This is a genomic window from Sphingomonas natans, from assembly GCF_030546695.1.
Taxonomy (GTDB): Bacteria; Pseudomonadota; Alphaproteobacteria; order Sphingomonadales; family Sphingomonadaceae; genus Sphingomonas_I; species Sphingomonas_I natans.
Map to the genome: position 1 here is coordinate 77,698 of NZ_JAUOTP010000007.1, position 23,932 is coordinate 101,629.

Sequence of the window (23,932 nt, forward strand, 5' to 3'; positions counted from 1 at the left end):
GCGACACCCTGTCGGGCAACGATCCGGCCGTCCCAATCATGCGCTCCGCAACCAGCCTTGCCCTTTCCCCCGTGGCACCCCCTTGCTAAGGCGCCGCCAAATCGCAACGCCGCATCGCAAAGGAAGCCCCGCCCCATGACCGCCGTCGGCCAGGACACGCTCAACACCCGCTCCACCCTCGATGTCAGCGGCAAGACCGTTTCCTATTATTCGCTGGCGAAGGCCGCGGAGAGCCTCGGCGACATTTCGCGTCTGCCTTTCTCGATGAAGGTCCTGCTCGAGAATCTGCTCCGCTTCGAGGACGGCACGACCGTCACGGTCGATGATCTGAAGGCGATGGTCCAGTGGCTGACGGATCGCACCTCCGAGCGCGAGATCCAGTATCGCCCGGCGCGCGTCCTGATGCAGGATTTCACGGGCGTGCCCTGCGTCGTCGATCTGGCGGCGATGCGCGATGCGATGGGTGCGCTCGGCGGCGATGCGCAGAAGATCAATCCGCTCGTCCCCGTCCATCTCGTCATCGATCACTCGGTCATGGTCGACGAGTTCGGTAGCGCCAAGGCGTTCGAGGACAATGTCGAGATCGAATATGCGCGCAACATGGAGCGCTATGAATTCCTGCGCTGGGGCTCGAAGGCGCTCGACAATTTCAAGGTCGTCCCCCCCGGCACCGGCATCTGCCACCAGGTCAATCTCGAGAATCTGGCGCAGACCGTGTGGACGTCGAAGGGCGTCGACGGCGGGCTGGTCGCTTATCCTGATACGTGCGTCGGCACCGACAGCCACACGACGATGGTCAACGGTCTCGGCGTACTCGGATGGGGCGTCGGCGGGATCGAGGCCGAGGCCGCGATGCTCGGCCAGCCCGTCTCGATGCTCATCCCCGAGGTCGTCGGCTTCAAGCTGACCGGCAATCTGTCCGAGGGCATCACCGCCACCGATCTCGTGCTCACCGTCACGCAGATGCTGCGTGCCAAGGGCGTCGTCGGCCGCTTCGTCGAATTCTATGGCCCGGGCCTCGATTCGCTGAACCTCGCCGATCGCGCGACGATCGCCAACATGGCGCCCGAATATGGCGCGACCTGCGGCTTCTTCCCCGTCGATCAGGCGACGATCAACTATCTGCGCCTCACCGGCCGCGAAGATTGGCAGATCGAACTGGTCGAGGCCTATGCCAAGGTCCAGGGCTTCTGGCGCGATGCGACCGCCGCCGATCCGGTCTTCACCGATACGCTCGCGCTCGACATGTCGACCGTCCAGCCCAGCCTCGCCGGCCCCAAGCGCCCGCAGGACAAGGTTCTGCTCTCGAACGTCGACGAGAATTTCAACAACGAGCTCGTCATGGGCTACAAGAAGACCGGCGACAGCGATCAGCGCCACACGGTCGACGGCGGCGCGTTCGATGTCGGCCATGGCGATGTCGTCATCGCCGCGATCACGAGCTGCACGAACACGTCGAACCCGTCGGTGCTCGTCGCCGCCGGGCTCGTCGCCCGCAAGGCGCGTGCGCTCGGCCTGAGCCCCAAGCCCTGGGTCAAGACCTCGCTCTCGCCGGGTTCGCAGGTCGTCACCGATTATCTCAACAAGGCGCGCCTGAGCGAAGACCTCGATGCGATGGGCTTCAACCTGACCGGCTATGGCTGCATGACCTGCATCGGCAATTCGGGGCCGCTGCCCGCGCCGATCAGCAAGGCGATCAACGATCATGATTTGGTCGCCGCCTCGGTGCTGTCGGGCAACCGCAATTTCGAAGGCCGCGTCTCGCCCGACGTGCGCGCCAACTTCCTCGCCTCGCCGCCGCTCGTCGTCGCCTACGCGATCAAGGGCACGGTCCGCGACGACATCACGACCACCCCGCTCGGCCACACGCCCGAGGGCAAGCCGGTGATGCTGAAGGACGTCTGGCCGACCAACCACGAGATCGCCGACATGATCAATTCGGTCATCGACAGCGACATGTACCGCACGCGCTACGCCAATGTGTTCGAGGGCGATCGCAAGTGGCGCGGCATCACGATCGAGGGCTCCGACACCTATACGTGGAACCCGGGATCGACCTACGTGCAGAACCCGCCTTATTTCGAAGGCATGTCGATGACGCCGGCGCCGGTGCAGGACATCCGCGACGCGCGGCTCCTCGCGATCCTCGGCGACTCGATCACCACCGATCACATCAGCCCCGCCGGCTCGATCAAGGTCGATAGCCCCGCGGGCCGCTACCTCAACGAGCATCAGGTCTCGAAGGGCGACTTCAACAGCTACGGCGCGCGCCGCGGCAACCACCAGGTCATGATGCGCGGCACCTTCGCCAACATCCGCATCAAGAACGAGATGGTCCCCGGCGTCGAAGGCGGCATGACGAAGTATATCCCGACCGGCGAGACGCTCGCGATCTACGATGCGGCGATGCTCTACAAGGAAGAGGCGACCCCGCTCGTGATCTTCGCGGGCAAGGAATATGGCACGGGTTCGTCGCGCGACTGGGCGGCGAAGGGCACGACGCTGCTCGGCGTCCGCGCCGTGATCGCCGAGAGCTTCGAGCGCATCCACCGCTCGAACCTCGTCGGCATGGGCGTGCTGCCGCTCCAGTTCCCCGAGGGCGTGGACCGCAAGACGCTGAAGCTGGACGGCAGCGAGCGCGTCTCGATCGAGAATGTCGCAGGGCTTCGTCCGCGCCAGACGGTCACGGTGACGTTGACCCGGGAGGATGGCGCGAGCGAGACGTTCGAGGCGCGCTGCCGGATCGATACGGTCAACGAGCTCGATTATTTCCTGAACGGCGGCATCCTGCCCTACGTGCTGCGCAAGCTCGCCGCCTGATCCGGCCGATCCGCCGCCAATCGGCGGATCGATCTAAGACGAAGAAAGGGCGGCCCCGTGAGGTCGCCTTTTTTTTGTTGCCGGTGCCGAGCCGGAGAGCGGACAAAAAAAGGGCGACCCCGCAGGATCGCCCTTTTCTATCGGATGAGGCCGAGGATCAGCCGAAAGTGACCTTCGTCTCGCCCGGAGCCCGGCGCTTGCGCATCGCGGCGCCGAGCGCGCCGAAGCCGACGACCATCATCGCCCAGGTCGACGTCTCGGGGACTGCCGACGGGGTATAATTGACCGTCAGCGACGAGATCTTGAAGCCGTCGTTACGGGTCGCGAGGAAGCTCGCGCCGACCAGCCAGACCGAGGCGGTCGGCACCGTGCCGGTCAGCACGCCGTTGCCGGGCGAGGCGGGAATTTCGGTCCAGAGCTTCTCGGAAATGTCGTAGCTGGCGAGCGGAGCCACGCTGCCCCAAGGGACGGTGAGCGCGCCGGTCGTGTCCGCCCAGTAAGCCGCGTCGCTGTCGGTCGAGCCATTCAGCCCGTAGACGTTGCGCGAGATGCTCGAAAGCGACACGGCCTGGTCGAACTGCAGCATGATGAAATCGACGTTGCCGACATTGTCGATCTGATGCTGGTTGGTCGCCGTGCTCTCGCTGGAGCCGGAGCTGCCGCTGAGATAACCGGTCACGCCGAGGCCGCCGTCCCACAGTCCGAGGGTGGCGGACTGGATATCGTCGATATCGGTGCTGTTCGAGCGATCGACCGCCTGCCAGGCGCTGACGCGCATGTTGAGGGTCGTGCCCGATACGGTCGAGCTGAACAGCTTGGACGTCACGGTCGTGTTGTTGCCCGTGGTGTTGAACGTGAAGGACGTTGCCGAAGCAGGGGTCGCCATGGCGACGGCAGTGGCGGTCGCGGCGATCGCCAGACCCTTGATACGAAACGTCATCTCTTCTTCACCCTTGTCATAGCACTATCCCGGTGGTCGTCGCCGGAACCTCGCGTCGATCGCGCTTCCGCGGATCCACTAACACCCCGTAAACACCCCTCCTGCTGCGATGCAAAAGAAAATGTGGTTAACGATCGGTGTTGATTGAAATTTACAATTGTGCGGCCGCAGCAAAGGACGCGGCCGCCTGCACTAGCGGACCGAGACCAGCCCATTCGCGGTTCCGCGACGGCGCAAGGTCGCGCCGATCGCGCCGAAACCGCCGATCATCATCGCCCAGGTCGCGGGCTCGGGAACTGCGCCGAGCACCTTGTTCGCGCTCGTGCCCCAGACGAGTTGGGTCTGGTTGTTGGGGGCCTGCAGCACGGCGAGCGACAGCGTCGGATCGGCCGTCCATGTCTCGCTCGTGATGTTCGACAGATAGGTATTGGCGAGCGACACGGCGCTGCTGCTGATGTTCGAGACCTTCAGGTCGCCGGCGGTGAGATTGTAGGTGCCGCTGCCCTCGTTGACGATCTCCCAGATGGCGAGCTGCTCGGCGGCCGAATGGTTGGCGTCGGTGACGAGCGCCTCGCCATTGCTCAGCAAGGCGCTCAGCCGCGCGATCTTGGTCGACGAGAGCGACGTGCTCGTGATCGTGGCCGGCGTGAAGCTGGCCGCGGTCAGCGAATGGAAGATGTCGATGCAGTAGCTGAGCAGGGTATCGCCCGTGTCGGTCGTCAGCTTCAGGCGGCCGATGCCGGCGTTCACGACATAATCGGGGGTGGTCGGCGTATAGGTGATCGTGCCGCTGACGCCGCCCGGCGTGTCGAGCGCGATGCTGCTGATCGTCACCGCCGCATTCGCGCCGCTCGCCAGCGTCAGCGCGCCGAGGAGACCGGAGGCGATGACGCCAAACCTGCTAACCGCCGAAAATCCCATGCTACGCTCCGCAACTGAAACCGCGGAGAACACCCGCGATGCAGCGGGGCGTTAACAGTAGGTTAGCCAGCCGCCAAACATATTGAAGGTTAACAACATTTTGTTAACCTTCTTTTACAGACGCGTCCTCGGCGGGCGTCGTCGCGCGATCGAGCCAGGCCGGCCGCAGCGTGCCGGGATCGGCGGCGATGTCGGCGATCCGCATGAGGCGCACGGCGATGCCGAGCTCCGGATACCAGGCGCGCGCCGCCTCGCCCGGATCGGCCTCGGCTCGCACCGCCACGAGCCGGCGGTTGACCTTCTGCCGCCAGTTCATCCGCGCCGTATTTTCCTGCCCGACATAACAGCCCTTGGTGAAGCTGACGCCGCCCAGCTCGGCGGCATTGGCCTCCAGCCAGAGCGTCTTGTCCTGCCCCAGCTCGGCAAGCCCCTCGGCCACGCCGAGGCCCAGACGATGCGCGCGCCAGGCCGCGTCCGCAGGCTCGTCGGGCGCTGCGTCGACCCAGCGGCGGCCGAGTTCGGGCAGGCGCGGATCGGGTACGCCCGCATCCCCGTCCGGCGACCAGTGGACCGCCAGCGCGGACTCGCGCGCGATCTCGATCTTGCGCCGCAGCCGATAGAGCGTCAGCCGGCGCGCGAGCGAGTCGGCCTGCGCCGCCTCGCAATCGATCAGCAGATCTTCTCCGTCGGCCCAGACGAGAAAATCGAACAGGGCCTTGCCCTGCGCGCTGAGCAGCCCCGCCCATACCGGCAGCGCGCCCGTTACGTCGTTGGTCACGAGCCCCTGCAGGAAGCCGCGGACGTCGTCGCCCGACAGACGGAGCAGGGCGCGGTCGGTAAGGGTGGTGGCGGTCATAGGGATCAAATAGGCCCGAACGATCGTCTTTTCACCGTCCGTGCGCAGCCCTTCGACTGCCCGCCCGGGCGGCGCTCGGGACAAGCTGGCATGCAGCCGGGCGAAGCACGTGCTACGGGCGAGGCGCCTGGAGCCCGTCCTTCGACTGGCCGCAGGCCAGCCTGCCCTGAGCGACTGCCTTGGCAGGCAGTCGAAGGGCTCAGGACGAACGGAGATGATCGTGGCCGGAAAGACATATGACCTGCTGCTCAAGAACGGCACCGCCTGGACACCGGGTGGCCCGGTCCAAACCGATCTCGGCATCACCGACGGCCGCTTTGCCGGGCTCGGCACGGGCGCCGATGCGGGCGAGACGATCGACTGTACGGGGCTGACGATCCTGCCCGGCGTCATCGACAGCCAGGTCCATTTCCGCGAGCCGGGGCTTGAAGAGAAAGAGGACCTCGAAAGCGGCAGCCGCGCCGCGGTGCTCGGCGGCGTCACGGCCGTGTTCGAGATGCCGAATACCAAGCCCAATACCGATTCGGCCGAGGCGATCGCCTACAAGCTGAGCCGCGCGCGCGATCGGATGTGGTGCGATCACGCTTTCTATGTCGGCGCGACCGCCGCCAATGCCGAAAGCCTGGGCGAGCTGGAGCGGCTTCCCGGCACGGCCGGCGTCAAGATCTTCATGGGTGCGTCGACCGGCGATCTGCTCGTGTCCGACGACGGCGCGCTCGCGCGCGTGCTCGCGCATGGCCGCCGCCGCGTCGCGATCCATGCCGAGGACGAGCCGCGCATGCAGGCGCGAATGGGCGAGCGGATCGAGGGCGATCCTTCCAGCCACCCCGTCTGGCGCGACGACGAGAGCGCGATCCTCGCCACGCGCCGCATCCTCGCGCTCGCCCGCGCCGCGCGCCGCCCGATCCACGTGCTCCACATCACGACCCCCGCCGAGCTGGATCTGCTCTCGCAGAACAAGGACATCGCCACCTGCGAGGTGACGCCGCAGCATCTGACGCTGGCTGGCGAGGAAGCCTATCCGCGCCTCGGCAGCTATGCGCAGATGAACCCGCCGATCCGCTCCGGCGCGCATCGCGACGGGCTGTGGCACTGGCTCAATCAGGGCGTGGCCGACGTGCTCGGCTCCGATCATGCGCCGCACACGATCGCCGAGAAGGCCAAGCCCTATCCGGCCAGCCCGAGCGGCATGCCCGGCGTGCAGACCTTGCTGCCGCTGATGCTCAACCATGTTGCCGAAGGGCGGCTCTCGCTCCAGCGCCTGATCGAGCTGACCTCGTCGGGCCCGCAGCGCGTCTTCGGCCTGACCGCCAAGGGCCGGATCGCGGTGGGCTATGATGCCGACGTCACGATCGTCGACCTGAAGGCGCAGTGGACGATCGAGGACAGCTGGCTCGCCTCGCGCTGCGGCTGGTCGCCCTTCACCGGCATGAAGATCACCGGCAAGCCCGTCGCGACGATCATCCGCGGCCGACAGGTGATGCGCGAGGGCCAGCTCGCCGATGAGGCGAAGGGCCGGCCGATCCGGTTCGACAGCGCAGACTGGTGAACGCCGGGCCGCCTGCGTGGCCGAGCGAAGTTGAGGAAGTTGAGGGTGTCGTGCGACTTTTGGCGATCCTGCGGTGTCAGGGACAGTCATTGCGAGACGCACGTCTCTGGGAGCGCGCACGAGTAGTGCGCGAAGCGGGAGCGTGCGGGGCAGGGTGAAGAGCATCGTGTCCAGCCTTCCGAATCAGGCAGCGGACAGACCAGATCTCACAGCAAATCCTACATTGCAAAGTGGGGCGGTCAGGTGTCCCCGCCCTCTTCTCTGCGCCTCCGGGGCTGCGCGTAAGAATGCGGAATCAGGAAGAAAAAGGGGTGGTTCACGCGGAGACGCGGAGACGCGAAGAAGAAGAGGGCTTTCGATCCAGCGCGCTGGCCGGAATGGCGGCTTTCGCCCCATTTGCCGCCGTTACCTCCCCTCCCTGAAAGGGAGGGGATTGAGGGGTGGGTTGCTGTCCAGCCGGGCGCATCGGTGGATGGCGACCCACCCCCAGCCCCTCCCTTCCAGGGAGGGGAGCTTTACGGTCGCTCCCGCTGGCACTGATTCGCTCCTTGGGCCGCCTCGCGTCATCGCCCTGCGAAGGTTCGGGATGACGGCCCGCGCGGGCCCGGCTAAAGGGCGGCGATGAGCAACGATACGCCCCCCGACCGCCTGTCCACCGATCCGCGCAGCGATTATTACGATGCCGATGCGCTCCAGCGCGGCGTCGGCATCGTCTTCAAGGGTGCCGAGAAGACCAATATCGAGGAATATTGCGTCTCCGAAGGCTGGGTGAAGATGGCCGTCGGCAAGTCGCGCGATCGCTTCGGCCAGCCGATGACGATGAAGATGTCGGGCGATGTCGCGCCTTATTATCGCGATATCGCGGCCAAGGGCGACGAAGCCGATGAAGCGGCGGAACAGGCCGACTGAGCTTTCGTTACACCTGCGACACGCTCATCCACGAGCGTTCGCGGAGGTGATGATGGGTAAGGCATTGATCTTGTGGCTGCTCGGTGTGCCGGGCATCATCGTTCTCCTCCTGTATTTCTTCGTCTTCCGGTAAACAGATATGGCCGGCGGCGACGAGACCGAAGCCGATCTGAGCGGAGGGTCTCAGCGCCGCCGGCCGCGCCACCAGCCCAAGCATATCGGCGGGCGCAGGCTGAGCCCCGCGACGCTGATGATGGGGCACGGTTATGATCCGGCGCTGTCCGAAGGCGCGCTGAAGCCGCCCATCTTCCTGACCTCGACCTTCGTGTTCGAGAGCGCGGCCGCAGGGAAGCGCCACTTCGAACAGGTCACGGGCAAGCGCGCGGGCGCCGCCGAGGGGCTCGTCTATTCGCGCTTCAACGGCCCCAACCAGGAGATCCTCGAGGATCGCCTCGCCATCTGGGAGGATGCCGAGGAGGCTTTGACCTTCTCCAGCGGCATGGCCGCGATCGCGACGCTGCTGCTGGCCTATGTGAAGCCCGGCGACGTCATCGTCCATTCGGCGCCGCTCTACGCCGCGACCGAGACTTTGATCGGCAAAATCCTCGGCCGCTTCGGGGTGACCTGGCTCGATTTTCCGGCCGGCGCGACGCGCGCCCAGATCGATGCCGTGCTAGAGCAGGCCAAGGCGCAGGGCCGCGTCTCGCTGATCTATCTGGAAAGCCCCGCCAATCCGACCAATGCGCTGGTCGATGTCGAGGCGGTCGTCGCCGCGCGCGATGCGGCGTTCGCCGAAAGCCCCCCGCCGATCGCGATCGACAATACCTTCCTCGGCCCGATGTGGGCGCAGCCCTTGCGGCAGGGCGCCGACATCGTCGTCTACAGCCTCACGAAATATGCGGGCGGGCATAGCGATCTCGTCGCGGGATCGGCGGTGGGGGCGAAGGCGATGATCGATCCGATCCGGGCGATGCGTAACACGATCGGCACGATCACCGATCCGCACACCGCCTGGATGCTGCTGCGCAGCCTCGAGACGCTCGAGCTGCGCATGACGCGCGCGAGCGAGAATGCGGCGAAGGTCTGCGCGTATCTGCGCGATCATCCGAAGGTGGAGCAGGTCGGCTATCTCGGCTTCCTGGCCGAGGATAGCCGCCAGGCCGATATCTACCGGCGCCATTGCACGGGCGCGGGATCGACCTTCTCGCTCTACCTGAAGGGCGGCGAGCGCGAGGCCTTCGCCTTTCTCGACGCGCTCAAGATCGCCAAGCTCGCGGTCAGCCTCGGCGGGACCGAGACGCTCGCGAGCGCGCCCGCGGCGATGACGCATCTGTCGGTGCCCGACGATCGCAAGGCGGCGCTCGGCATCACCGACAATCTCGTCCGCATCTCGATCGGCGTCGAGGATGCGGGCGATCTCGTCGCCGACATGGAGCAGGCGCTGGCGGCGGTGTGAGCTACTTCCTGTCGAGCGCGATGATGTCGATCGGGCCATCGACGAAACGCGCGGTCATCCGCCGGTCGCGCCGCAGCGCCGTCAGGAACATGTCGCCCGGATCGTAGGTCGTATTGCCGAGCCGCAGCAGCCAGATGCGGCGCGGGGCGGCGATGCGGGGGGAGCGCGCGATCGCCTCCAGCCGGGCCTTCGGCAGCGAGACGACGCCGCGGCTGCCGGTCGGATGCCAGCCGCCCTGATCGAGCGCGGGCACCGCGACGGGCACGGGCATCACCCGCCATGCCAGCGCCTTGTCCTGCAGAGCGCGCTCCAGCGGCAGCGCGCCCTCGTTCGGATAAGCGAGGATTAGATCGTCGGGCCGGTGGCGCGGCTGCAGCCAGCGAAGCGCGCCGTACCAGTTCTGGATCGGCGGGCTGCCGCGCATCTGGACATCGACGGCGAGCATGTTCGCGGCCAGCATCAGCGCTGCCCCCGCGCCGAGCCAAGCGGCCTTGCCGCGCTGCCCCGCCGCGCCGATCGCGAGCAGCACCAGCCAGGGCACCGCCACGGGCGTCAGCGTGCGCGTGATGAAGACGGGCGCGATCGTGATCGACAGCAGGATCGACAGCATAGTGGGGAGAATCGCGAGGATCAGGAGCATGGTTAGCAGGCGCTGCGCGCGCGCCTGCCGCACCAGGATCATGATGGCGAGCACCAGCAGCACCGCCGCCGCCAGACCCTGCCAGCCGGGCACCGCGTAGAGGACGGGCAGGTGATCGGCGAGGCCCTGGGCGCCGAACGACAACCAGGTCGACCGGACCCAGGTCGGCGCCTGATCGATCAGCATCGCGAGTGCGGGCAGGTACAGGATCGCGACCGCCGCATGACCGCCGACGAACCAGCCCCAGTCCGTCCAGCTGGCTCTGTGCGCCTGGAAGGCGATCAGGCAGGCGAGGCCCAGCGCCGCCGCCCACAGCGGCCCCAGATTGTGGAGCCAGAGCATGGATTCGAGCCCGACCAGATAGACGGCGAAGGCGGGACCCGCGAGCGGCCGGCCCGCTTCCCGCTGGCGCGCGATCGCGATCAGCGCGCGCGTCGTCAGCGCGAAAACGAGGATCATGACCGGATAGGGCCGCACCTCGCGCGCCATCTCGACGAGCGGGATCGCCAGGCAGGCCAAGGCGAAGGCGACGAAGACGAGCGCGCGTCGCCGCGGAACGTCCCAGTCCAGCCAGGCGCCCGCCGCGGCCGCGATCCAGGCGATCGCGAACGGCGTCGCCAGCCCGGCGGCGAGGCCGAGCGCGCGTTCCGCGACCAGCCCGTCGCCGAACGCCAGCGTCCAGAGCCGCAACAGGCTGTAATAGAAAGGCGGGTGCGTCTCGTAGCGTGGCACCACCTGCCAGAGGAAGGCGAAGCCCTTGCCGGCGGCATAGGCGCTATAGGCCTCGTCGAGCCACATCGGCGTCGACGCGATGTGCCAGAGCCGCAGCACGGCGCCGATCGCCGCGACCAGCAAGGCACCTGCGATCAATGTCTTCGTCTGGCTGCGCGCGGTCATCGGCGCAGCCAGTTCCCGCTCGGGATCAGGCGCAGTCCGGTGGTCGGCGCGGGCCAGACATAGCCGATCGCGACGACCGTCCGCTCGCGGTGACGGACGGGTGCCACGACGCGCGCATAAGGATGCGGCGTGGGGCTGTCCGGCGCGCACCCTTCATAGGCGTCGAGCCATGCAAGCGTGCGCTCGGGCCGGCGCAGCAGCAGGAGATCGCCGGCCACGCCCTGCCGCCGTCCGCCGTTTGCGACCAGCCCCGGAAAATGGCGGACGCGAAAGAGGCGGGCGTGGGGCAGGCGGGCAGGGCCGATCCGTCGCGCCTCGCGCAGCAGCCGGCGGGCCTGGCGGTGGCGCGATGCCGGGCGGAGCGTTCCGTACACGAAGAGTAGGGCCGGACGTCGCCTCGCGCCGGCCACGTCCTAGCGCGTGCCCTGCGCTCGGCGGAGCCGGTAATAACGCTGCACATTGGCGTTATGCTCGGCCAGCGTATCCGCGAAGACGTGCCCGCCCTTGCCGTCGGCGACGAAGTACAAGGCCTGCGTCGTCGCGGGCGCGAGCACGGCGGCGATCGCGTCGCGGCCCGGATTGGTGATCGGGCCCTTGGGCAGGCCGGTCATCGCATAGGTGTTGTAATCGTTGACCGCGCGCACTTCGGACCGCTTGATCCGGCGGCCGAGCGGCTTGCCCTTGGTCAGCGGGTAGATGATCGTCGGATCGGCCTGCAGGCGCATCCCCTGGCGCAGGCGATTCGAATAGACGCCCGCCACCATCGGCCGCTCGACGGGCACGCCCGTCTCCTTTTCGACGATCGCGGCGAGGGTGACCGCCTCTTGCTTCGAGTTAACGACCGTGTTCGCCTTCCGGCGCATCCACAATTGATCGATCGTCGCGGTCATCGCGTCCTGCATTCGCGTCAGCACCGCCTTGCGCGGCTCTCCGCGCTGAAAGCTGTACGTGCCCGGCAGGACCGAACCCTCGGGCGGGATCGGCAGCTTGCCGATCAGCACCTTTTCCTTCGCCAGCCGCTCGAACACGAGGATCGAGGGCATGCCCTCGGGAATCGTGATCAGGCGCTGGACGGTCTTGCCGCTCTGAAGCAGCGCGAGAATGTCCTTCGCGCTCATATGCGGCGCGATCTCATATTCGCCGGCGCGGATCGGCGCCGAATCGCCGAAGCGGCGCGCGAAGCGGAGGAAACCGGTCGTCGAGCGGACCGCACCCGTCCGCTCCAGCTCGCGCGCGGCGGCAGCGAGCGTCGATCCCTGCGGGACGATCAACGTCGTATGGTGCGTGGCCGGGCCGGGGCCGATCCAGTTGCGGTGGACGTACAGCCAGCCGGCGCCGCCCACGACCAATGCGAGGATCAGCAGGATGCCGAGGCAGCCGAAGTTGCGGGACTTACGCTTGGGCATAAGGCCGTCTTAGCGCTTACGCCCGTTCGGTTCGAGCAGCTTCGAGCGAAGTCGAGAAGCGTCTGTCGAGAACATCTCGACTACGATCTCGACAAGCTCGATCTCCGCTCGAAGCAAACGGGAGGGGAGCGCGGCCACTCCGCTCAGATCGCGCGCATCACGAGGCTGGCGTTGGTGCCGCCGAAGCCGAAGCTGTTGTTGAGCACCGCGCGCACCGGCCGCTTCTTGGCGACGTGCGGCACGAGATCGACGCCGATGCAATTGTCGCTTGGATTGTCGAGATTGATCGTCGGCGGGACGATCTGGTCGCGCAAAGCGAGGATGCAGAAGATCGATTCGACCGCGCCGGCGCCGCCCAGCAGATGGCCGATCATCGATTTGGTCGACGACATCGAGACCGTGTCCATCGCATCGCCGAACAGGCGGCGCACCGCGCCCAGCTCCAGCTCGTCGCCGAGCGGCGTCGAGGTGCCGTGCGCGTTGATATAATCGATGTCCTTGGGCTCTAGGCCCGCCTTCTTCAGCGCCATCTGCATCGAGCGGAACGCGCCCGAGCCTTCGGGGTGCGGCGCGGTCACGTGATAGGCATCGCCCGACAGGCCGTAGCCGACGACCTCGCAATAGATTTTCGCGCCGCGCGCCTTGGCATGCTCATATTCCTCGAGCACGACGACGCCCGCGCCCTCACCCATGACGAAGCCGTCGCGATCCTTGTCATAGGGGCGGCTGGCCTTTTCGGGCTGATCGTTGAAATTGGTCGATAGCGCACGCGCCTGGGCGAAGCCGGCGATGCCGAGCGGGCAGATCGCGCCCTCGGCGCCGCCCGCGAGCATGACGTCGGCATCGTCCATCGCGATCATCCGCGCGGCATCGCCGATCGCATGCGCGCCGGTGGAGCAGGCGGTGACGACCGCATGGTTAGGCCCGCGCAGGCCATATTTGATCGAGACCTGACCCGAGATCAGATTGATCAGTCGGCCGTGGACGAAGTGCGGCGAGACGCGCGTCGGCCCCTTATTCTCGCAGACGAGCGATTCGCTGGCGATGCCGGGCAGGCCGCCGATGCCGGAGCCGATCGAGAGGCCGGCGCGATAGCTTTCCTCTTCGGTCATCTCGAGCAGGCCGGCATCTTCCAGCGCCTGGCCGGCGGCATCGATGCCATAGATGATGAACGGATCGACCTGGCGCTGGACCTTGTGATCGACGCGCTTGTTCGGATCGAAGCCATATTCATGGTCGGCGGGCTTAACCTCGCACGCGATCGTGCACTTCTGCCCCTCGGGATCGAAGCGGGTGATCGTGGCGGCGCCCGATTTGCCGGCGAGGATGTTCGCCCACGCGGTTTCGACGTCGGCGCCCACCGGCGTCACGAGCCCCAGTCCGGTTACGACCACGCGGCGCATATTCTCATCCTCTCGCTTCGATCGTCCCTCCGGTTGGGTCCATGTCCTTCAATCCACCGCCCGAGCGGGGGGACGGACAGAGGCCGCGGGCTATGCCGGGGACGGATATTCCCAAACCGAAAGCGGCTCCCCGACACCATCGGGTCGGAGAGCCGCTCGGGCTTTCACTGGCTGATCGGATCAGCCCTTGTTGGCATCGATATAGCTGATCGCGTCCTTGACGGTCGTGATCTTCTCGGCGGCATCGTCCGGAATCTCGACGCCGAACTCTTCCTCGAAAGCCATGACCAGCTCGACGATGTCGAGGCTGTCCGCGCCGAGATCATCGATGAAGCTCGCTTCTTCGGTGACCTTCTCGGGCTCGACGCCGAGATGCTCGACGACGATCTTCTTCACGCGCTCGGCGGTCTCGCTCATGGGGCACTGCCTTCCTTAGGATCTGATTGGGCGCCGCCCTAGCCGCGCGCCTTGCGGCCTGCAAGCCTGACGACGTTGACGTGGATCAGCGAGCCCTGCTCACGGCATCGCCATCCCGCCATTAACGTGGATCGTCTGGCCCGTGACATAGCCCGCCTCGCGGCTGGAAAGATAGGCGACCGCCGCAGCGACGTCCGTGCCCTCGCCGAGCGCGCCCGCGGGGATTCGCCCGAGGATCGCGCCTTTCTGCGTCTCGTTGAGCGTGTCGGTCATCGCGCTCGCGATGAAGCCGGGCGCGACGCAATTGACGGTGATGCCGCGCGTCGCCAGCTCCTGCCCGAGCGCTTTCGACATGGCGGTGAGCCCGCCCTTGGACGCGGCATAATTGGCCTGCCCCGGATTGCCGGTCGTGCCGACGACCGAGGTGATCGTCACGATCCGGCCGAAGCGCGCCTTCATCATCGGCCGGGCGGCGGCGCGGATCAGGCGGAAGGCGGCTTCGAGATTGACCGAGATCACCTGATCCCATTCGTCGTCCTTCATCCGCATGACGAGATTGTCGCGCGTGATGCCGGCATTGTTGACGAGGATGTCGAGCCTGCCGCCCAGTGCTTCGAGCGCGGCCGGAATCAGCGCCTCGACGGAGGCCGTGTCGGCGAGATTGGCGGGGACGGGCAGCGCGCCGCCGCCAATCTCCTGCGCGAGCGCGGTCAGCGCCTCGGCGCGCGTCCCGGACAGCGCCACCTTGGCGCCCTGCGCGGCGAGCGCCTTGGCGATCGCCGAACCGATCCCCCCCGAAGCGCCCGTCACCAGCGCGGTCATACCTGTCAGATCGAACATCTCAGTCCCTCGGTTCAGAAGAAGGTGATTCACGCAGAGACGCAGAGACGCGGAGGGGGCGATGATCGTTCACGACCCGTCGGATCCCTTCCCGCAGCGTCGCGCCGGCAAAATTTATAAGCAGCCCCACGGGCTGCTTCGTCAATCGCAGATAGGTCAGCAGTTGCTTGGAGTGGACGGGCATCAACCTTTCGATCGACTTTATCTCGACGATCAGACGTTCGTCGACAAGCAGGTCGATCCGGAACGCGGCTTCGAACCGGATGCCATCATGCACGATATCGACTGGGCTCTGGCGCCTGACATCATAGCCCATACGCTGGAGTTTAGCCGCGAGAAGCACCTCGTAAACGCTTTCCAGCAAGCCCGGGCCAAGGTCTCGATGAATGCCTAAAGCCGCGTCGACGACATCCCCGCTGACCTCGTCAATCTCGCGCATCGGTCTCTGCGTCTCCGCGTCTCTGCGTGAACCCTCTTCTCTACAGCCGTCCCGCCAGAGCCTCGATGTCTGCCATCGTCATCACGCTCGTCACCGTCGCATCGGGGGCGATGCGTTTGATCATCGGGGCGAGGACTTTGGCGCCGAATTCGACGAAATCGGTCACGCCTGCGGTCCACATCGCCTCGACGCTTTCGCGCCAGCGCACCGTGCCGGTGACCTGCTCGACGAGCAGGCTGCGGATCGCGTCGGGATCGGCGGCGGGTGCTGCGGTGACGTTGGCATAAACGGGGACGAGCGGCGGCCGGATCGCGGCGGCGCCAAGCGCTGTGGCCATCGCGTCGGCGGCGGGTTGCATCAGGGCGCAGTGGAAGGGCGCGGAGACGGGGAGGAGCAGAGCGCGCTTCACGCCCTTTTCCTTGGACAGTGCCATCGCCCGCTCGACGGCGTCCTTGTGGCCGGAGATCACGACCTGCCCGCCGCCATTGTCGTTCGCCGCCTGGCAGACCTCGCCTTGCGCGGCCTCGGCGCAGATCGCCTCGGCGAGCGCCATGTCCGCGCCGAGCAGGGCCGCCATCGCGCCCTCGCCGACGGGCACCGCCGCCTGCATCGCCTGCCCGCGCAGCTTCAGCAGTCGCGCCGTCGTTGCCAGATCGAACGCGCCCGCCGCGCAGAGCGCGCTATATTCGCCCAGGCTGTGGCCGGCGACAAAATCGGCCTTGTCGGAGAGCGCGATCCCGCCCTCTACCTCCAGCACGCGCAAAGTCGCGATTGCATTGGCCATGATCGCGGGCTGGGCATTTTCGGTCAGCGTCAGATCGGCGGCGGGCCCTTCGGCCATCAGCCGCGCGAGATGCTGGCCGAGCGCCTCGTCCACTTCCTGCAGGACGGCGCGGGCGGCGGGCGAGGCGGCGGCGAGATCGGCGCCCATGCCGACGGCCTGGCTGCCTTGGCCGGGAAAAACGAATGCACGCATGATCAGGCTCCTTCAGCGGGAGCCCGGTTAGGAAGACGGGCCGGCCGGCGCAAGCGTATCGCGCGGCCGGCCCGTCCGGGATCAGAAGCGGAAGTTCGCCGTCGCGCTCACATTGTTCGTCACGAAGCGCGAATGGCTACGCGCGAAATCGGTGCCGTTGGCATTGACGAGGATGAACGGGTTGGTGACCGGCTGGGCACCACGCGAGACGCGCAGGCGCGCGCCATCGTCCTTCAGGCTCGTGTGCAGGAACTGCAGTCCGATCGACAGATTCTTGTGGACCCGCTGCTCGACGCCGCCGCCGGCGCGCCAGCCCATGACCTTGTCATCCGACAGATCCTGATAGGCATTGGCGCGATTGGACGAGCGGAAGCTGTTGTCCATCTTGGCCCACACGACGCCGCCAGTGCCGTAGACGAGCGTGTTGCGCTCGGCGCCGAACGCATAGCCGGCGCGGGCGCGCAGACCGTAATTTTCGGCCATGCGCCGCGTCCAGGTGTAGTTGGCCGGCGTCGTCGAGAATGCGGTCACGCTATCCTCGGCATAGCCCATGCCGATTTCGGCGAGGCCGCCGACGACGAAGCCGCCGAGATCGAAATCATAGCCGGCGTGGAGCGCGAATTCGAGATTGTCATTGTCCTTGGTGCAGCCGTTCGCCGCCACGGCGGAGCGGGCGCCGCCGCCGCAGAAGCCCGGCGAGAAGGCGTTGGCGCCCGTGGTGGTGCGCACCGTGTCGCCGAAATTGCCGTCGAGATTGTTGTCGAACAGCACGGTCTCGTCGCCGTCGCCCGGCTGGAAGCTGTAGCCGGCGCGGCCGCCGACATAGAAACCCGTCCAGCTCGAAGGATCGGCGGACTGGGCGAAGGCGGGGGTCGCGGTCGCCAGAAGGGCGGCGGCGAGGATCAACTTGGACATGGGTAGGCTCCCTGAAACCCGCAGCTTTTCGCGCGGTCGCAATCAGATACGTATGAAGGGCCGGTTCGGACTAACCGGCAACAAAATGAAATATACTGTGCCTTTGGGGACGAGGCCGTCGCCGCGCCGCCTCGCGGCCGGATCCGCCGAGACTTGCCTCCGCAGCCCTTTTCGGCCATAGGCCCGCTCGTCCGGCGGAGGCTCTTGGCTTTCCGCCGGATTTTACGTTGCACGACAGGCCGGAGGGGCGTCCGCATGGGGCGGCGTCAGCGATCGGCATGGAGATATGAAACATGGCTCTCTACGAGCACGTGTTCCTTGCGCGCCAGGATCTGGCACAGGCGCAGGTGGACGCACTGGCCGAGATGGTCAGCAAGATCGTGACGGACGGACAGGGTAAGGTCGTCAAGACCGAGACCTGGGGCCTCCGCAGCCTCGCTTACCGGATCGCGAAGAACCGCAAGGCGCATTATGTGATGCTCGACATCGACGCGCCCGGCGCCGTCGTCGCCGAGATCGAGCGCCAGCTCGGCATCAACGAAGACATCATCCGCTACATGACCGTCCGCGTCGACGAGCTGGAGCAGGGTCCGTCGGCGATGATGCGCCGCAACGACCGTGACCGCGCGCGTGGTGATCGGGGCGACCGTGGTGATCGCGGCGATCGTGGTCCCCGCGAAGATCGTGGTCCCCGCGAGGATCGTCCCCGCCGCGACGACCGCGACGCAGCGTAAGGAAGGAACAGACTTATGGCCCGTGCCTTTTTCCGCCGTCGCAAGAGCTGCCCCTTCTCCGCGAAGGACGCGCCCCGGATCGACTATAAGGATGTGCGTCTGCTGCAGGGCTTCGTGTCCGAGCGCGGCAAGATCGTGCCGTCCCGTATCACGGCGGTCTCCGCCAAGAAGCAGCGCGAGCTGGCCCAGGCGATCAAGCGCGCCCGCCATCTCGGCCTGCTCCCCTACCTCGTTAAGTAAGGAGCGGACGCCATGGACGTGATCCTGCTGGAGCGTGTCGAAAAGCTCGGACAGATCGGTGACGTCGTCACCGTGAAGAACGGCTTCGCACGCAATTTCCTCCTTCCCCGCAAGAAGGCGCTCCGCGCCAACGAAGCGAACAAGAAGGTCTTCGAGGCGAACAAGACGACGATCGTCGCCGAGAACGCCAACCGTCGCGCCGAGGCCGAGACCGCCTCGAAGGATATCGACGGCAAGACCCTCACCCTGATCCGTCAGGCATCGAACACCGGCCAGCTTTATGGTTCGGTCTCGGCGCGTGACCTTGCTGACCTGCTCGCCGAAGACGGCGCGAAGGTCCTCAAGAACCAGATCGTCCTCGACAAGCCGATCAAGGCGATCGGGATCAACACGGTCAAGATCGTGCTGCACCCGGAAGTCTCGGTGTCGATCAAGGTCAACGTCGCGCGCTCGCCCGAAGAGGCCGAGATGCAGGCGCAGGGCGTCGACGTCATGGCATCGATGTTCGAGCGTGACGAAGCCGGTTTCGTCGAAGCCTATGATCCGAATGCGGAGCCCGGCGCCACCGCCGACGTCCGTCCGGACGCAGAGGACGAAGCCGAGGGCTGAGCCCTTCGCTGACGCCGACAAGAAAGAGGCCGTCCGGAGCGATCCGGGCGGCCTTTTCTTTTTGTGCGCTTCCCCTCCCTGGAAGGGAGGGGTTGAGGGGTGGGTCGCTATCAGTCGGGCGCCCCGTCTGGCTTCGGCCGACCCACCTCCAGCCCTCCCTTGCAGGGAGGGGGGACGGCTAAGCCGGCACGCCGAACAGGTCGTGCTCGTCGGCATCCTCGATCTCGACCTGGACGATGTCGCCGGGCGCGAGGTGGCCCGCGTCGCGCAGGTGGACCTGGCCGTCTATCTCGGGCGCGTCGGCCTGGGAGCGGCCCGTCGCGCCGTCGCCGCCGACCTCGTCGATGATGACGGGGAGGATCCGGCCGACCTTGGCGTCGAGCTTTTCGGCCGAGATGCGCGCCGTGAGCTCCATCAGGCGCGCATAGCGCTCTTCCTTGATCTCCTCGGGCACGTGGTTGGGCAGATCGTTGGCGGCGGCGCCCTCGACGGGCTCGAAGCGGAACGCGCCGACGCGATCGAGCCGGGCCTCTTCCAGCCACTGGAGGAGATAATCGAAATCGGCCTCGGTCTCGCCCGGAAAGCCGACGACGAAGGTCGAGCGGATCGCGATGTCGGGGGCGATGTCGCGCCAGCGGGCGATCCGCTCGAGCACCTTGGCTTCGTTGGCGGGGCGCTTCATCGCCTTCAGCACGCTGGGCGCGGCATGCTGGAACGGGATATCGAGATAGGGGAGGACCAGCCCCTCGGCCATCAGCGGGATCACCCGATCGACGTGCGGGTAAGGATAGACGTAGTGGAGCCGGACCCACGCACCGAGCTGGCCCAAGTGGCGGGCGAGATCGGTCATGTCGGAGCGGATCTCGCCACCGCCTTTCAGCGGATAGGAAGCGTGGCGCAGATCGAGCCCGTAGGCGGATGTGTCCTGGCTGATGACGAGCAATTCGCGCGTGCCCGCGGCGACGAGCTTCTCGGCCTCGCGCAGGATCGCATCGGGGCGGCGGCTGACGAGATCGCCGCGGAGCGCCGGGATGATGCAGAAGCTGCAGCGATGATTGCAGCCCTCGGAAATCTTCAGATAGCTGTAATGGCGCGGCGTGAGCTTCAGATCGCGCTCGGGCACCAGATCGAGATAGGCCGAGGGCGCGATCGGGGCAGCCTCGTGGACCGCGCCGACGACCTGCTCATACTGGTGCGCGCCGGTGACGGCGAGGACGCTCGGGAAGCGCGCGCGGATCGTCTCGGCTTCCTTGCCCATGCAGCCGGTGACGATGACGCGGCCATTCTCGGCGATCGCCTCGCCGATCGCGTCGAGGCTCTCCTCCTTGGCGGAATCGAGGAAGCCGCAGGTGTTGACGAGCACGATGTCGGCGCCGGCATAGTCGGGCGACATGGCATAGCCGTCGGCGCGCAGCTTGGTCAGGATCCGCTCGCTATCGACGAGGTTCTTCGGACAGCCGAGCGAGACCATGCCCACTTTCGGGCGCTCTGGAAGTATCGTTGCCATGGGAGGCAGGCCACATAGGCGATCGCACCCGATTTTGCGAGGGCGGGATTCGGGCGGTTGCTATCGGGTGAGCGCCTCGTTGGATGGCGACCACCCCCAACCAGCGCGGGCGCTGTTCACCTAATGCTCTTTCAGGGAGGGCGGAAGAAAGGCGGCTCTCTCCCGCGTCTAGCTCCTCCCCGGCAGCCAGCTCAGCGGGTTGACGGGTTTTCTCCCGTCGCGGATCTCGAAGTGGAGCTGGGGTTCGCGGGCCGAGCCGGTCGCGCCGGCCTTCGCGATCGGCTGGCCCTGCTTGACCGCCTGGCCGCGCGTCACGAGCAGCGAATCGGCGTGGCCATAAGCGGTGAGCCAGCCATTGCCGTGGCGGATCAGGACGAGCTTGCCGAAGGCGGCGAGATCGCCGGCATACGCGACGACGCCGTCGGCCGCGGCGCGGACCGTCTCGCCCATCCTCGCGCGGATGTTGACGCCGTCGTTGCGCGCGCCGCTCGCCTGCAGGCCGTAGCGGCGCAGGATGTCGCCCGTCAGCGGCCAGGCGAAGCGGCCGGAGAAAGCGGCGGCGGGTTCGGCCACGGCGACGCTCGCGGGCACCGGGCGGGCGGCGGTCTTCACCGGCGCTGCCGGCTTTGCTTTGGGGGCGAGCGCAGGTTCGTTGCCGGTGACGAGATCGTCGATGTCGATGCGGAACGCCTTCGCGCGCTCCTCCATCGACATGCCCGCCACTTCGCGCGTGCTCGGGATCAGCAAGCGCTCGCCCGCGCGCAGGGTGAAGGGCTCTTCCAGATGGTTGAGCTCGGCAATGCGGTTCCAGTCGACGCCGTAGGCGCGGCCGATGGCGATGCCGCGCTCGCCCTTCTGGACGAGATGGTAGCGGCCGGCGGGGATCTTGAGCTTCTGGCCGGGGCGGACGACGAAAGGCGCCTCCAGCCGGTTGGCTTGCGCGATCGCGTCGCTGCCCGCGCCCGTCTTCGCGATGATCCGCGAGAGCGTGTCGCCCGGCTGGACGACATAGGTCTGCGCCTTGACCTCGATCGCGCCGGGGATGGCGGGCGGGGTCGCGTCCGCAGGCGGAGAGGGAGGCGGGGCGGGGGCGGCAGCCGTCAGCAGCAGGAGTGCGACGAAGGCGGCCGCGCCCCTCACCCGAAGCGCGCTTCCAGCGCCGCCTTGGACGGATCGTGCGTCATGTCGAGGTGGAGCGGGGTCACCGTCACATAGTTTTGCGCCGAGGCTTCGAGATCGGTGTCGGCATCGACCGTCTTGGGCACACTGCCATGGTGCATCCACCAATAAGGATAGCCGCGCGGGTCCACGCCATGCTCGAGCTTCGGGCTCGACCAGTCGCGCAAGCCCTGGCGGACGACCTTGATGCCCCGGACCTCGTCCGACGGCGCGGGCGGGAAATTGACGTTGATCAGCGTGCGCGGCGCCCAGTCCATGCCGATCAGTTTTTCGAGCACCTTGGCGCACCAGCCCTCGGCCGCCTCGAACGTGACCGAATCGCCCATGCCACGGCGCGGATAGATCTGGCTGAGCGCGATCGCCGGGATGCCGGCGAGCGCGGCCTCCTGCGCAGCGGCAACGGTGCCCGAATAGCTGACGTCCTCGGCGAGATTGGCGCCGCGGTTGATGCCGGAGAGGACGAGATCGGGAGGTGAGTCTTTCATCACCTCGCCCAGCGCCATGATCACCGCATCGGTCGGCGTGCCGACGACGGCGTGGTGGCGCGCATCGTAGCTGCGCATCCGTAGCGGCGCGGTAATCGTCAGCGAGCGGCCCTTGCCCGATTGCTCCTCGGCGGGGGCGACGACGGTGACGTCGCTCGTGAAGCTCAGGGCGATCCGCTCGAGCAACAGGATGCCGTTCGCGCCCAATCCGTCGTCATTGGTGACGAGGATCCGCATCAGGCTGGGGTCAGCCGCTCGACGCCCGCCATATAGGGACGCAGCACGGCAGGGACGGTGACCGAACCGTCCGCCTCCTGGTAATTTTCCAGCACCGCGACGAGCGTGCGGCCGACGGCGAGGCCCGAGCCGTTGAGCGTGTGGACGAAAGCCGTATTCTTCTCGCCCTCGGGGCGGAAGCGCGCGTCCATGCGGCGGCCCTGGAAATCGCCGCAATTCGAGCAACTGGAGATCTCGCGATAGCATTGCTGGCCGGGCAGCCAGACTTCGAGATCGTAGGTCTTGCGCGCGCCGAAACCCATGTCGCCCGCGCAGAGCAGCATCCGCCGATAGGGCAGCTCCAGCGCCTCGAGGATGCCCTCGGCGGCGCGGGTCATGCGCTCATGTTCGGTCTCGGATTCGTCGGGGCGCGCGATCGTGACCAGTTCGACCTTCTCGAACTGGTGCTGACGGATGAAGCCGCGCGTGTCGCGTCCAGCGGAGCCCGCCTCCGAGCGGAAGCAGGCGGTGAGCGCGGTCAGACGCATCGGCAGCGCGCCGGCGGCGAGGATCTGCTCGCGCACCAGGCTCGTCAGGCTGACCTCGGCGGTGGGGATCAGCCAGCGCCCGTCGCTGGTGCGAAAACTGTCCTCCGCGAATTTCGGCAGCTTGTCGGTGCCGTACATCGCTTCGTCGCGGACGAGCAGCGGCGGCCACGTCTCGGAATAGCCGTTTCGCTCGGTCTGCGTGTCGAGCATGAACTGGCCGAGCGCGCGATGGAGGCGCGCCATATGTCCGCGCAACACGGTGAACCGTGCGCCGGCGATGAGCGCGCCGGCCTCGAAATCCACGCCAAGCGGCGGGCCGAGATCGGCATGGTCTTTGGCCGCGAAATTGAACGCGCGCGGCGTGCCCCAGCGTTTCTGCTCGACGTTACCATGCTCGTCCTCGCCCTCCGGCACGTCGGCGGCGGGCAGGTTCGGCAGCACGGCGAGCGCCGCGTCGAGCTCGGCCTGCGCGTGGCCGCTCTCGTGATCGAGCGCGGCGGTGCGGTCCTTGATCTTGGCGACCTCGGCCATGAGCGCGGCGGCGGTGGCCTCGTCCTTCTGCGCCTTCGCCTGGCCGATCGCCTTGGAGGCTTCGTTGCGGCGCGCCTGGAGCGTCTGGACCTCGGTCAGCAGCGCACGGCGGCGCTCGTCGAGGAGGAGGAGGCCGGCCGCGGTCGGGCCGATGCCACGGCGCGCCAGGCCGTGATCGAAGGCCGCCGGATCGTCGCGAATGGCGCGTATGTCGTGCATCGCGCGGCTATGGCCGGGGGAGGGGGTGTCACGCAAGCCTCGGACCGGCGCGCGCGCTCGCGGGTGCGCCGGCCGGCCCCGTCCGCGGGCCCGTCGCCTCGTCCGGAAGGTCGCGGCAGGTTGATCGTTGGTCAGGAGAGGCGGCAGACAGACGCGACGTCGGCAGAATGAACGAAATACGGCCGACAGAAGAGCAACATAGCATTGCCGACCGACGAATTCAGGGCTTGGTCCTCCCGTCGACACGGTTCGTCGTGGTCAGACTCTCGGGAACCGTCGC

23 protein-coding genes are annotated in these 23,932 nt (G+C 67.1%); 7 read left to right on the plus strand and 16 right to left on the minus strand.

The window, feature by feature from the left end:
• The first annotated feature begins 135 nt into the window (after positions 1 to 135).
• Positions 136 to 2,820, plus strand: coding sequence for an aconitate hydratase AcnA (acnA, locus tag Q4F19_RS15050; protein ID WP_303544011.1), 2,685 nt, complete (start codon positions 136 to 138; stop codon positions 2,818 to 2,820).
• Positions 2,821 to 2,977: 157 nt separating this feature from the next.
• Here acnA and Q4F19_RS15055 read toward each other — a convergent pair whose 3' ends face one another.
• The 3 genes from Q4F19_RS15055 to ygfZ form a co-directional block, all read right to left on the minus strand.
• A complete protein-coding gene (locus tag Q4F19_RS15055) occupies positions 2,978 to 3,760 on the minus strand; it encodes a PEPxxWA-CTERM sorting domain-containing protein (RefSeq protein WP_303544013.1) in 783 nt (260 codons plus the stop codon).
• Positions 3,761 to 3,952: 192 nt separating this feature from the next.
• A complete protein-coding gene (locus Q4F19_RS15060; protein ID WP_303544016.1) occupies positions 3,953 to 4,681 on the minus strand; it encodes a PEPxxWA-CTERM sorting domain-containing protein in 729 nt (242 codons plus the stop codon).
• 103 nt (positions 4,682 to 4,784) lie between these two features.
• The gene (gene ygfZ, locus Q4F19_RS15065; protein ID WP_303544017.1) at positions 4,785 to 5,537 is read right to left on the minus strand and encodes a CAF17-like 4Fe-4S cluster assembly/insertion protein YgfZ; all 753 of its coding nucleotides are present in this window, start codon (positions 5,535 to 5,537) and stop codon (positions 4,785 to 4,787) included.
• A 220-nt stretch (positions 5,538 to 5,757) separates the two neighbouring features.
• Here ygfZ and Q4F19_RS15070 point away from each other — a divergent pair, with 220 nt between their 5' ends.
• The 3 genes from Q4F19_RS15070 (at position 5,758) to Q4F19_RS15080 (ending at position 9,451) form a co-directional block, all read left to right on the plus strand.
• Positions 5,758 to 7,086: a dihydroorotase gene (locus Q4F19_RS15070; RefSeq protein WP_431312410.1), complete on the plus strand. Its 1,329-nt coding sequence runs from the start codon at positions 5,758 to 5,760 to the stop codon at positions 7,084 to 7,086.
• A gap of 621 nt (positions 7,087 to 7,707) precedes the next feature.
• Positions 7,708 to 7,995 (plus strand): DUF3297 family protein, encoded by a 288-nt coding sequence (locus Q4F19_RS15075; RefSeq protein WP_303544024.1) that lies wholly within the window; start codon positions 7,708 to 7,710, stop codon positions 7,993 to 7,995.
• 139 nt (positions 7,996 to 8,134) lie between these two features.
• Complete coding sequence (locus Q4F19_RS15080) at positions 8,135 to 9,451, plus strand: cystathionine gamma-synthase family protein (RefSeq protein WP_303544028.1); 1,317 nt, start codon at positions 8,135 to 8,137, stop codon at positions 9,449 to 9,451.
• Position 9,452: 1 nt separating this feature from the next.
• On the opposite strand, the gene Q4F19_RS15085 is transcribed toward Q4F19_RS15080, so the two are convergent.
• From Q4F19_RS15085 to Q4F19_RS15125, 9 genes are all read right to left on the minus strand, one after another.
• Positions 9,453 to 10,988: a glycosyltransferase family 39 protein gene (locus Q4F19_RS15085; RefSeq protein WP_303544031.1), complete on the minus strand. Its 1,536-nt coding sequence runs from the start codon at positions 10,986 to 10,988 to the stop codon at positions 9,453 to 9,455.
• Entirely contained in the window at positions 10,985 to 11,362 is a 378-nt protein-coding gene (locus tag Q4F19_RS15090; protein WP_303544033.1) for a gamma-glutamylcyclotransferase family protein, read from the minus strand. The genes Q4F19_RS15085 and Q4F19_RS15090 overlap by 4 nt, the downstream gene beginning before the upstream one ends.
• 39 nt (positions 11,363 to 11,401) lie before the next feature.
• Complete coding sequence (mltG, locus tag Q4F19_RS15095; RefSeq protein WP_303544035.1) at positions 11,402 to 12,394, minus strand: endolytic transglycosylase MltG; 993 nt, start codon at positions 12,392 to 12,394, stop codon at positions 11,402 to 11,404.
• A 143-nt stretch (positions 12,395 to 12,537) separates the two neighbouring features.
• Positions 12,538 to 13,797, minus strand: coding sequence for a beta-ketoacyl-ACP synthase II (fabF, locus tag Q4F19_RS15100; RefSeq protein ID WP_303544038.1), 1,260 nt, complete (start codon positions 13,795 to 13,797; stop codon positions 12,538 to 12,540).
• A 180-nt stretch (positions 13,798 to 13,977) separates the two neighbouring features.
• The gene (locus Q4F19_RS15105; protein ID WP_303544041.1) at positions 13,978 to 14,214 is read right to left on the minus strand and encodes an acyl carrier protein; all 237 of its coding nucleotides are present in this window, start codon (positions 14,212 to 14,214) and stop codon (positions 13,978 to 13,980) included.
• Positions 14,215 to 14,313: 99 nt separating this feature from the next.
• Positions 14,314 to 15,054: a 3-oxoacyl-[acyl-carrier-protein] reductase gene (gene fabG / locus Q4F19_RS15110; RefSeq protein ID WP_303544043.1), complete on the minus strand. Its 741-nt coding sequence runs from the start codon at positions 15,052 to 15,054 to the stop codon at positions 14,314 to 14,316.
• 1 nt (position 15,055) lies between these two features.
• Positions 15,056 to 15,493 (minus strand): GxxExxY protein, encoded by a 438-nt coding sequence (locus Q4F19_RS15115; RefSeq protein ID WP_303544046.1) that lies wholly within the window; start codon positions 15,491 to 15,493, stop codon positions 15,056 to 15,058.
• A gap of 40 nt (positions 15,494 to 15,533) precedes the next feature.
• Positions 15,534 to 16,469: an ACP S-malonyltransferase gene (gene fabD / locus Q4F19_RS15120; protein ID WP_303544048.1), complete on the minus strand. Its 936-nt coding sequence runs from the start codon at positions 16,467 to 16,469 to the stop codon at positions 15,534 to 15,536.
• An 81-nt stretch (positions 16,470 to 16,550) separates the two neighbouring features.
• Positions 16,551 to 17,384, minus strand: coding sequence for an outer membrane protein (locus Q4F19_RS15125; protein ID WP_303544049.1), 834 nt, complete (start codon positions 17,382 to 17,384; stop codon positions 16,551 to 16,553).
• Positions 17,385 to 17,677: 293 nt separating this feature from the next.
• Here Q4F19_RS15125 and rpsF point away from each other — a divergent pair, with 293 nt between their 5' ends.
• Genes rpsF through rplI form a run of 3 tightly spaced genes read left to right on the plus strand, consistent with a single transcriptional unit; the run spans position 17,678 to position 18,967 of the window.
• A complete protein-coding gene (gene rpsF, locus Q4F19_RS15130) occupies positions 17,678 to 18,118 on the plus strand; it encodes a 30S ribosomal protein S6 (RefSeq protein WP_303544051.1) in 441 nt (146 codons plus the stop codon).
• Between the two features lie 15 nt (positions 18,119 to 18,133).
• Positions 18,134 to 18,358 (plus strand): 30S ribosomal protein S18, encoded by a 225-nt coding sequence (gene rpsR, locus Q4F19_RS15135; protein ID WP_171742934.1) that lies wholly within the window; start codon positions 18,134 to 18,136, stop codon positions 18,356 to 18,358.
• Positions 18,359 to 18,370: 12 nt separating this feature from the next.
• Positions 18,371 to 18,967 (plus strand): 50S ribosomal protein L9, encoded by a 597-nt coding sequence (gene rplI, locus Q4F19_RS15140; RefSeq protein ID WP_303544055.1) that lies wholly within the window; start codon positions 18,371 to 18,373, stop codon positions 18,965 to 18,967.
• Positions 18,968 to 19,145: 178 nt separating this feature from the next.
• Here the strand turns inward: rplI and rimO are convergent, their stop codons facing one another.
• The 4 genes from rimO to serS all read right to left on the minus strand — a co-directional run bounded on the left by rimO (position 19,146) and on the right by serS (position 23,652).
• Complete coding sequence (gene rimO / locus Q4F19_RS15145; RefSeq protein WP_303544057.1) at positions 19,146 to 20,474, minus strand: 30S ribosomal protein S12 methylthiotransferase RimO; 1,329 nt, start codon at positions 20,472 to 20,474, stop codon at positions 19,146 to 19,148.
• A gap of 168 nt (positions 20,475 to 20,642) precedes the next feature.
• On the minus strand, positions 20,643 to 21,614 hold the full coding sequence (locus tag Q4F19_RS15150; protein WP_303544059.1) for a M23 family metallopeptidase: 972 nt from the start codon (positions 21,612 to 21,614) through the stop codon (positions 20,643 to 20,645).
• Positions 21,611 to 22,375, minus strand: coding sequence for a 5'/3'-nucleotidase SurE (gene surE / locus Q4F19_RS15155; protein WP_303544061.1), 765 nt, complete (start codon positions 22,373 to 22,375; stop codon positions 21,611 to 21,613). Before surE ends, Q4F19_RS15150 begins: the two co-directional genes overlap by 4 nt.
• Positions 22,375 to 23,652, minus strand: a complete 1,278-nt coding sequence (serS, locus tag Q4F19_RS15160; protein ID WP_303544065.1) for a serine--tRNA ligase — start codon at positions 23,650 to 23,652, stop codon at positions 22,375 to 22,377. The genes surE and serS overlap by 1 nt, the downstream gene beginning before the upstream one ends.
• Positions 23,653 to 23,932: the final 280 nt, after the last annotated feature.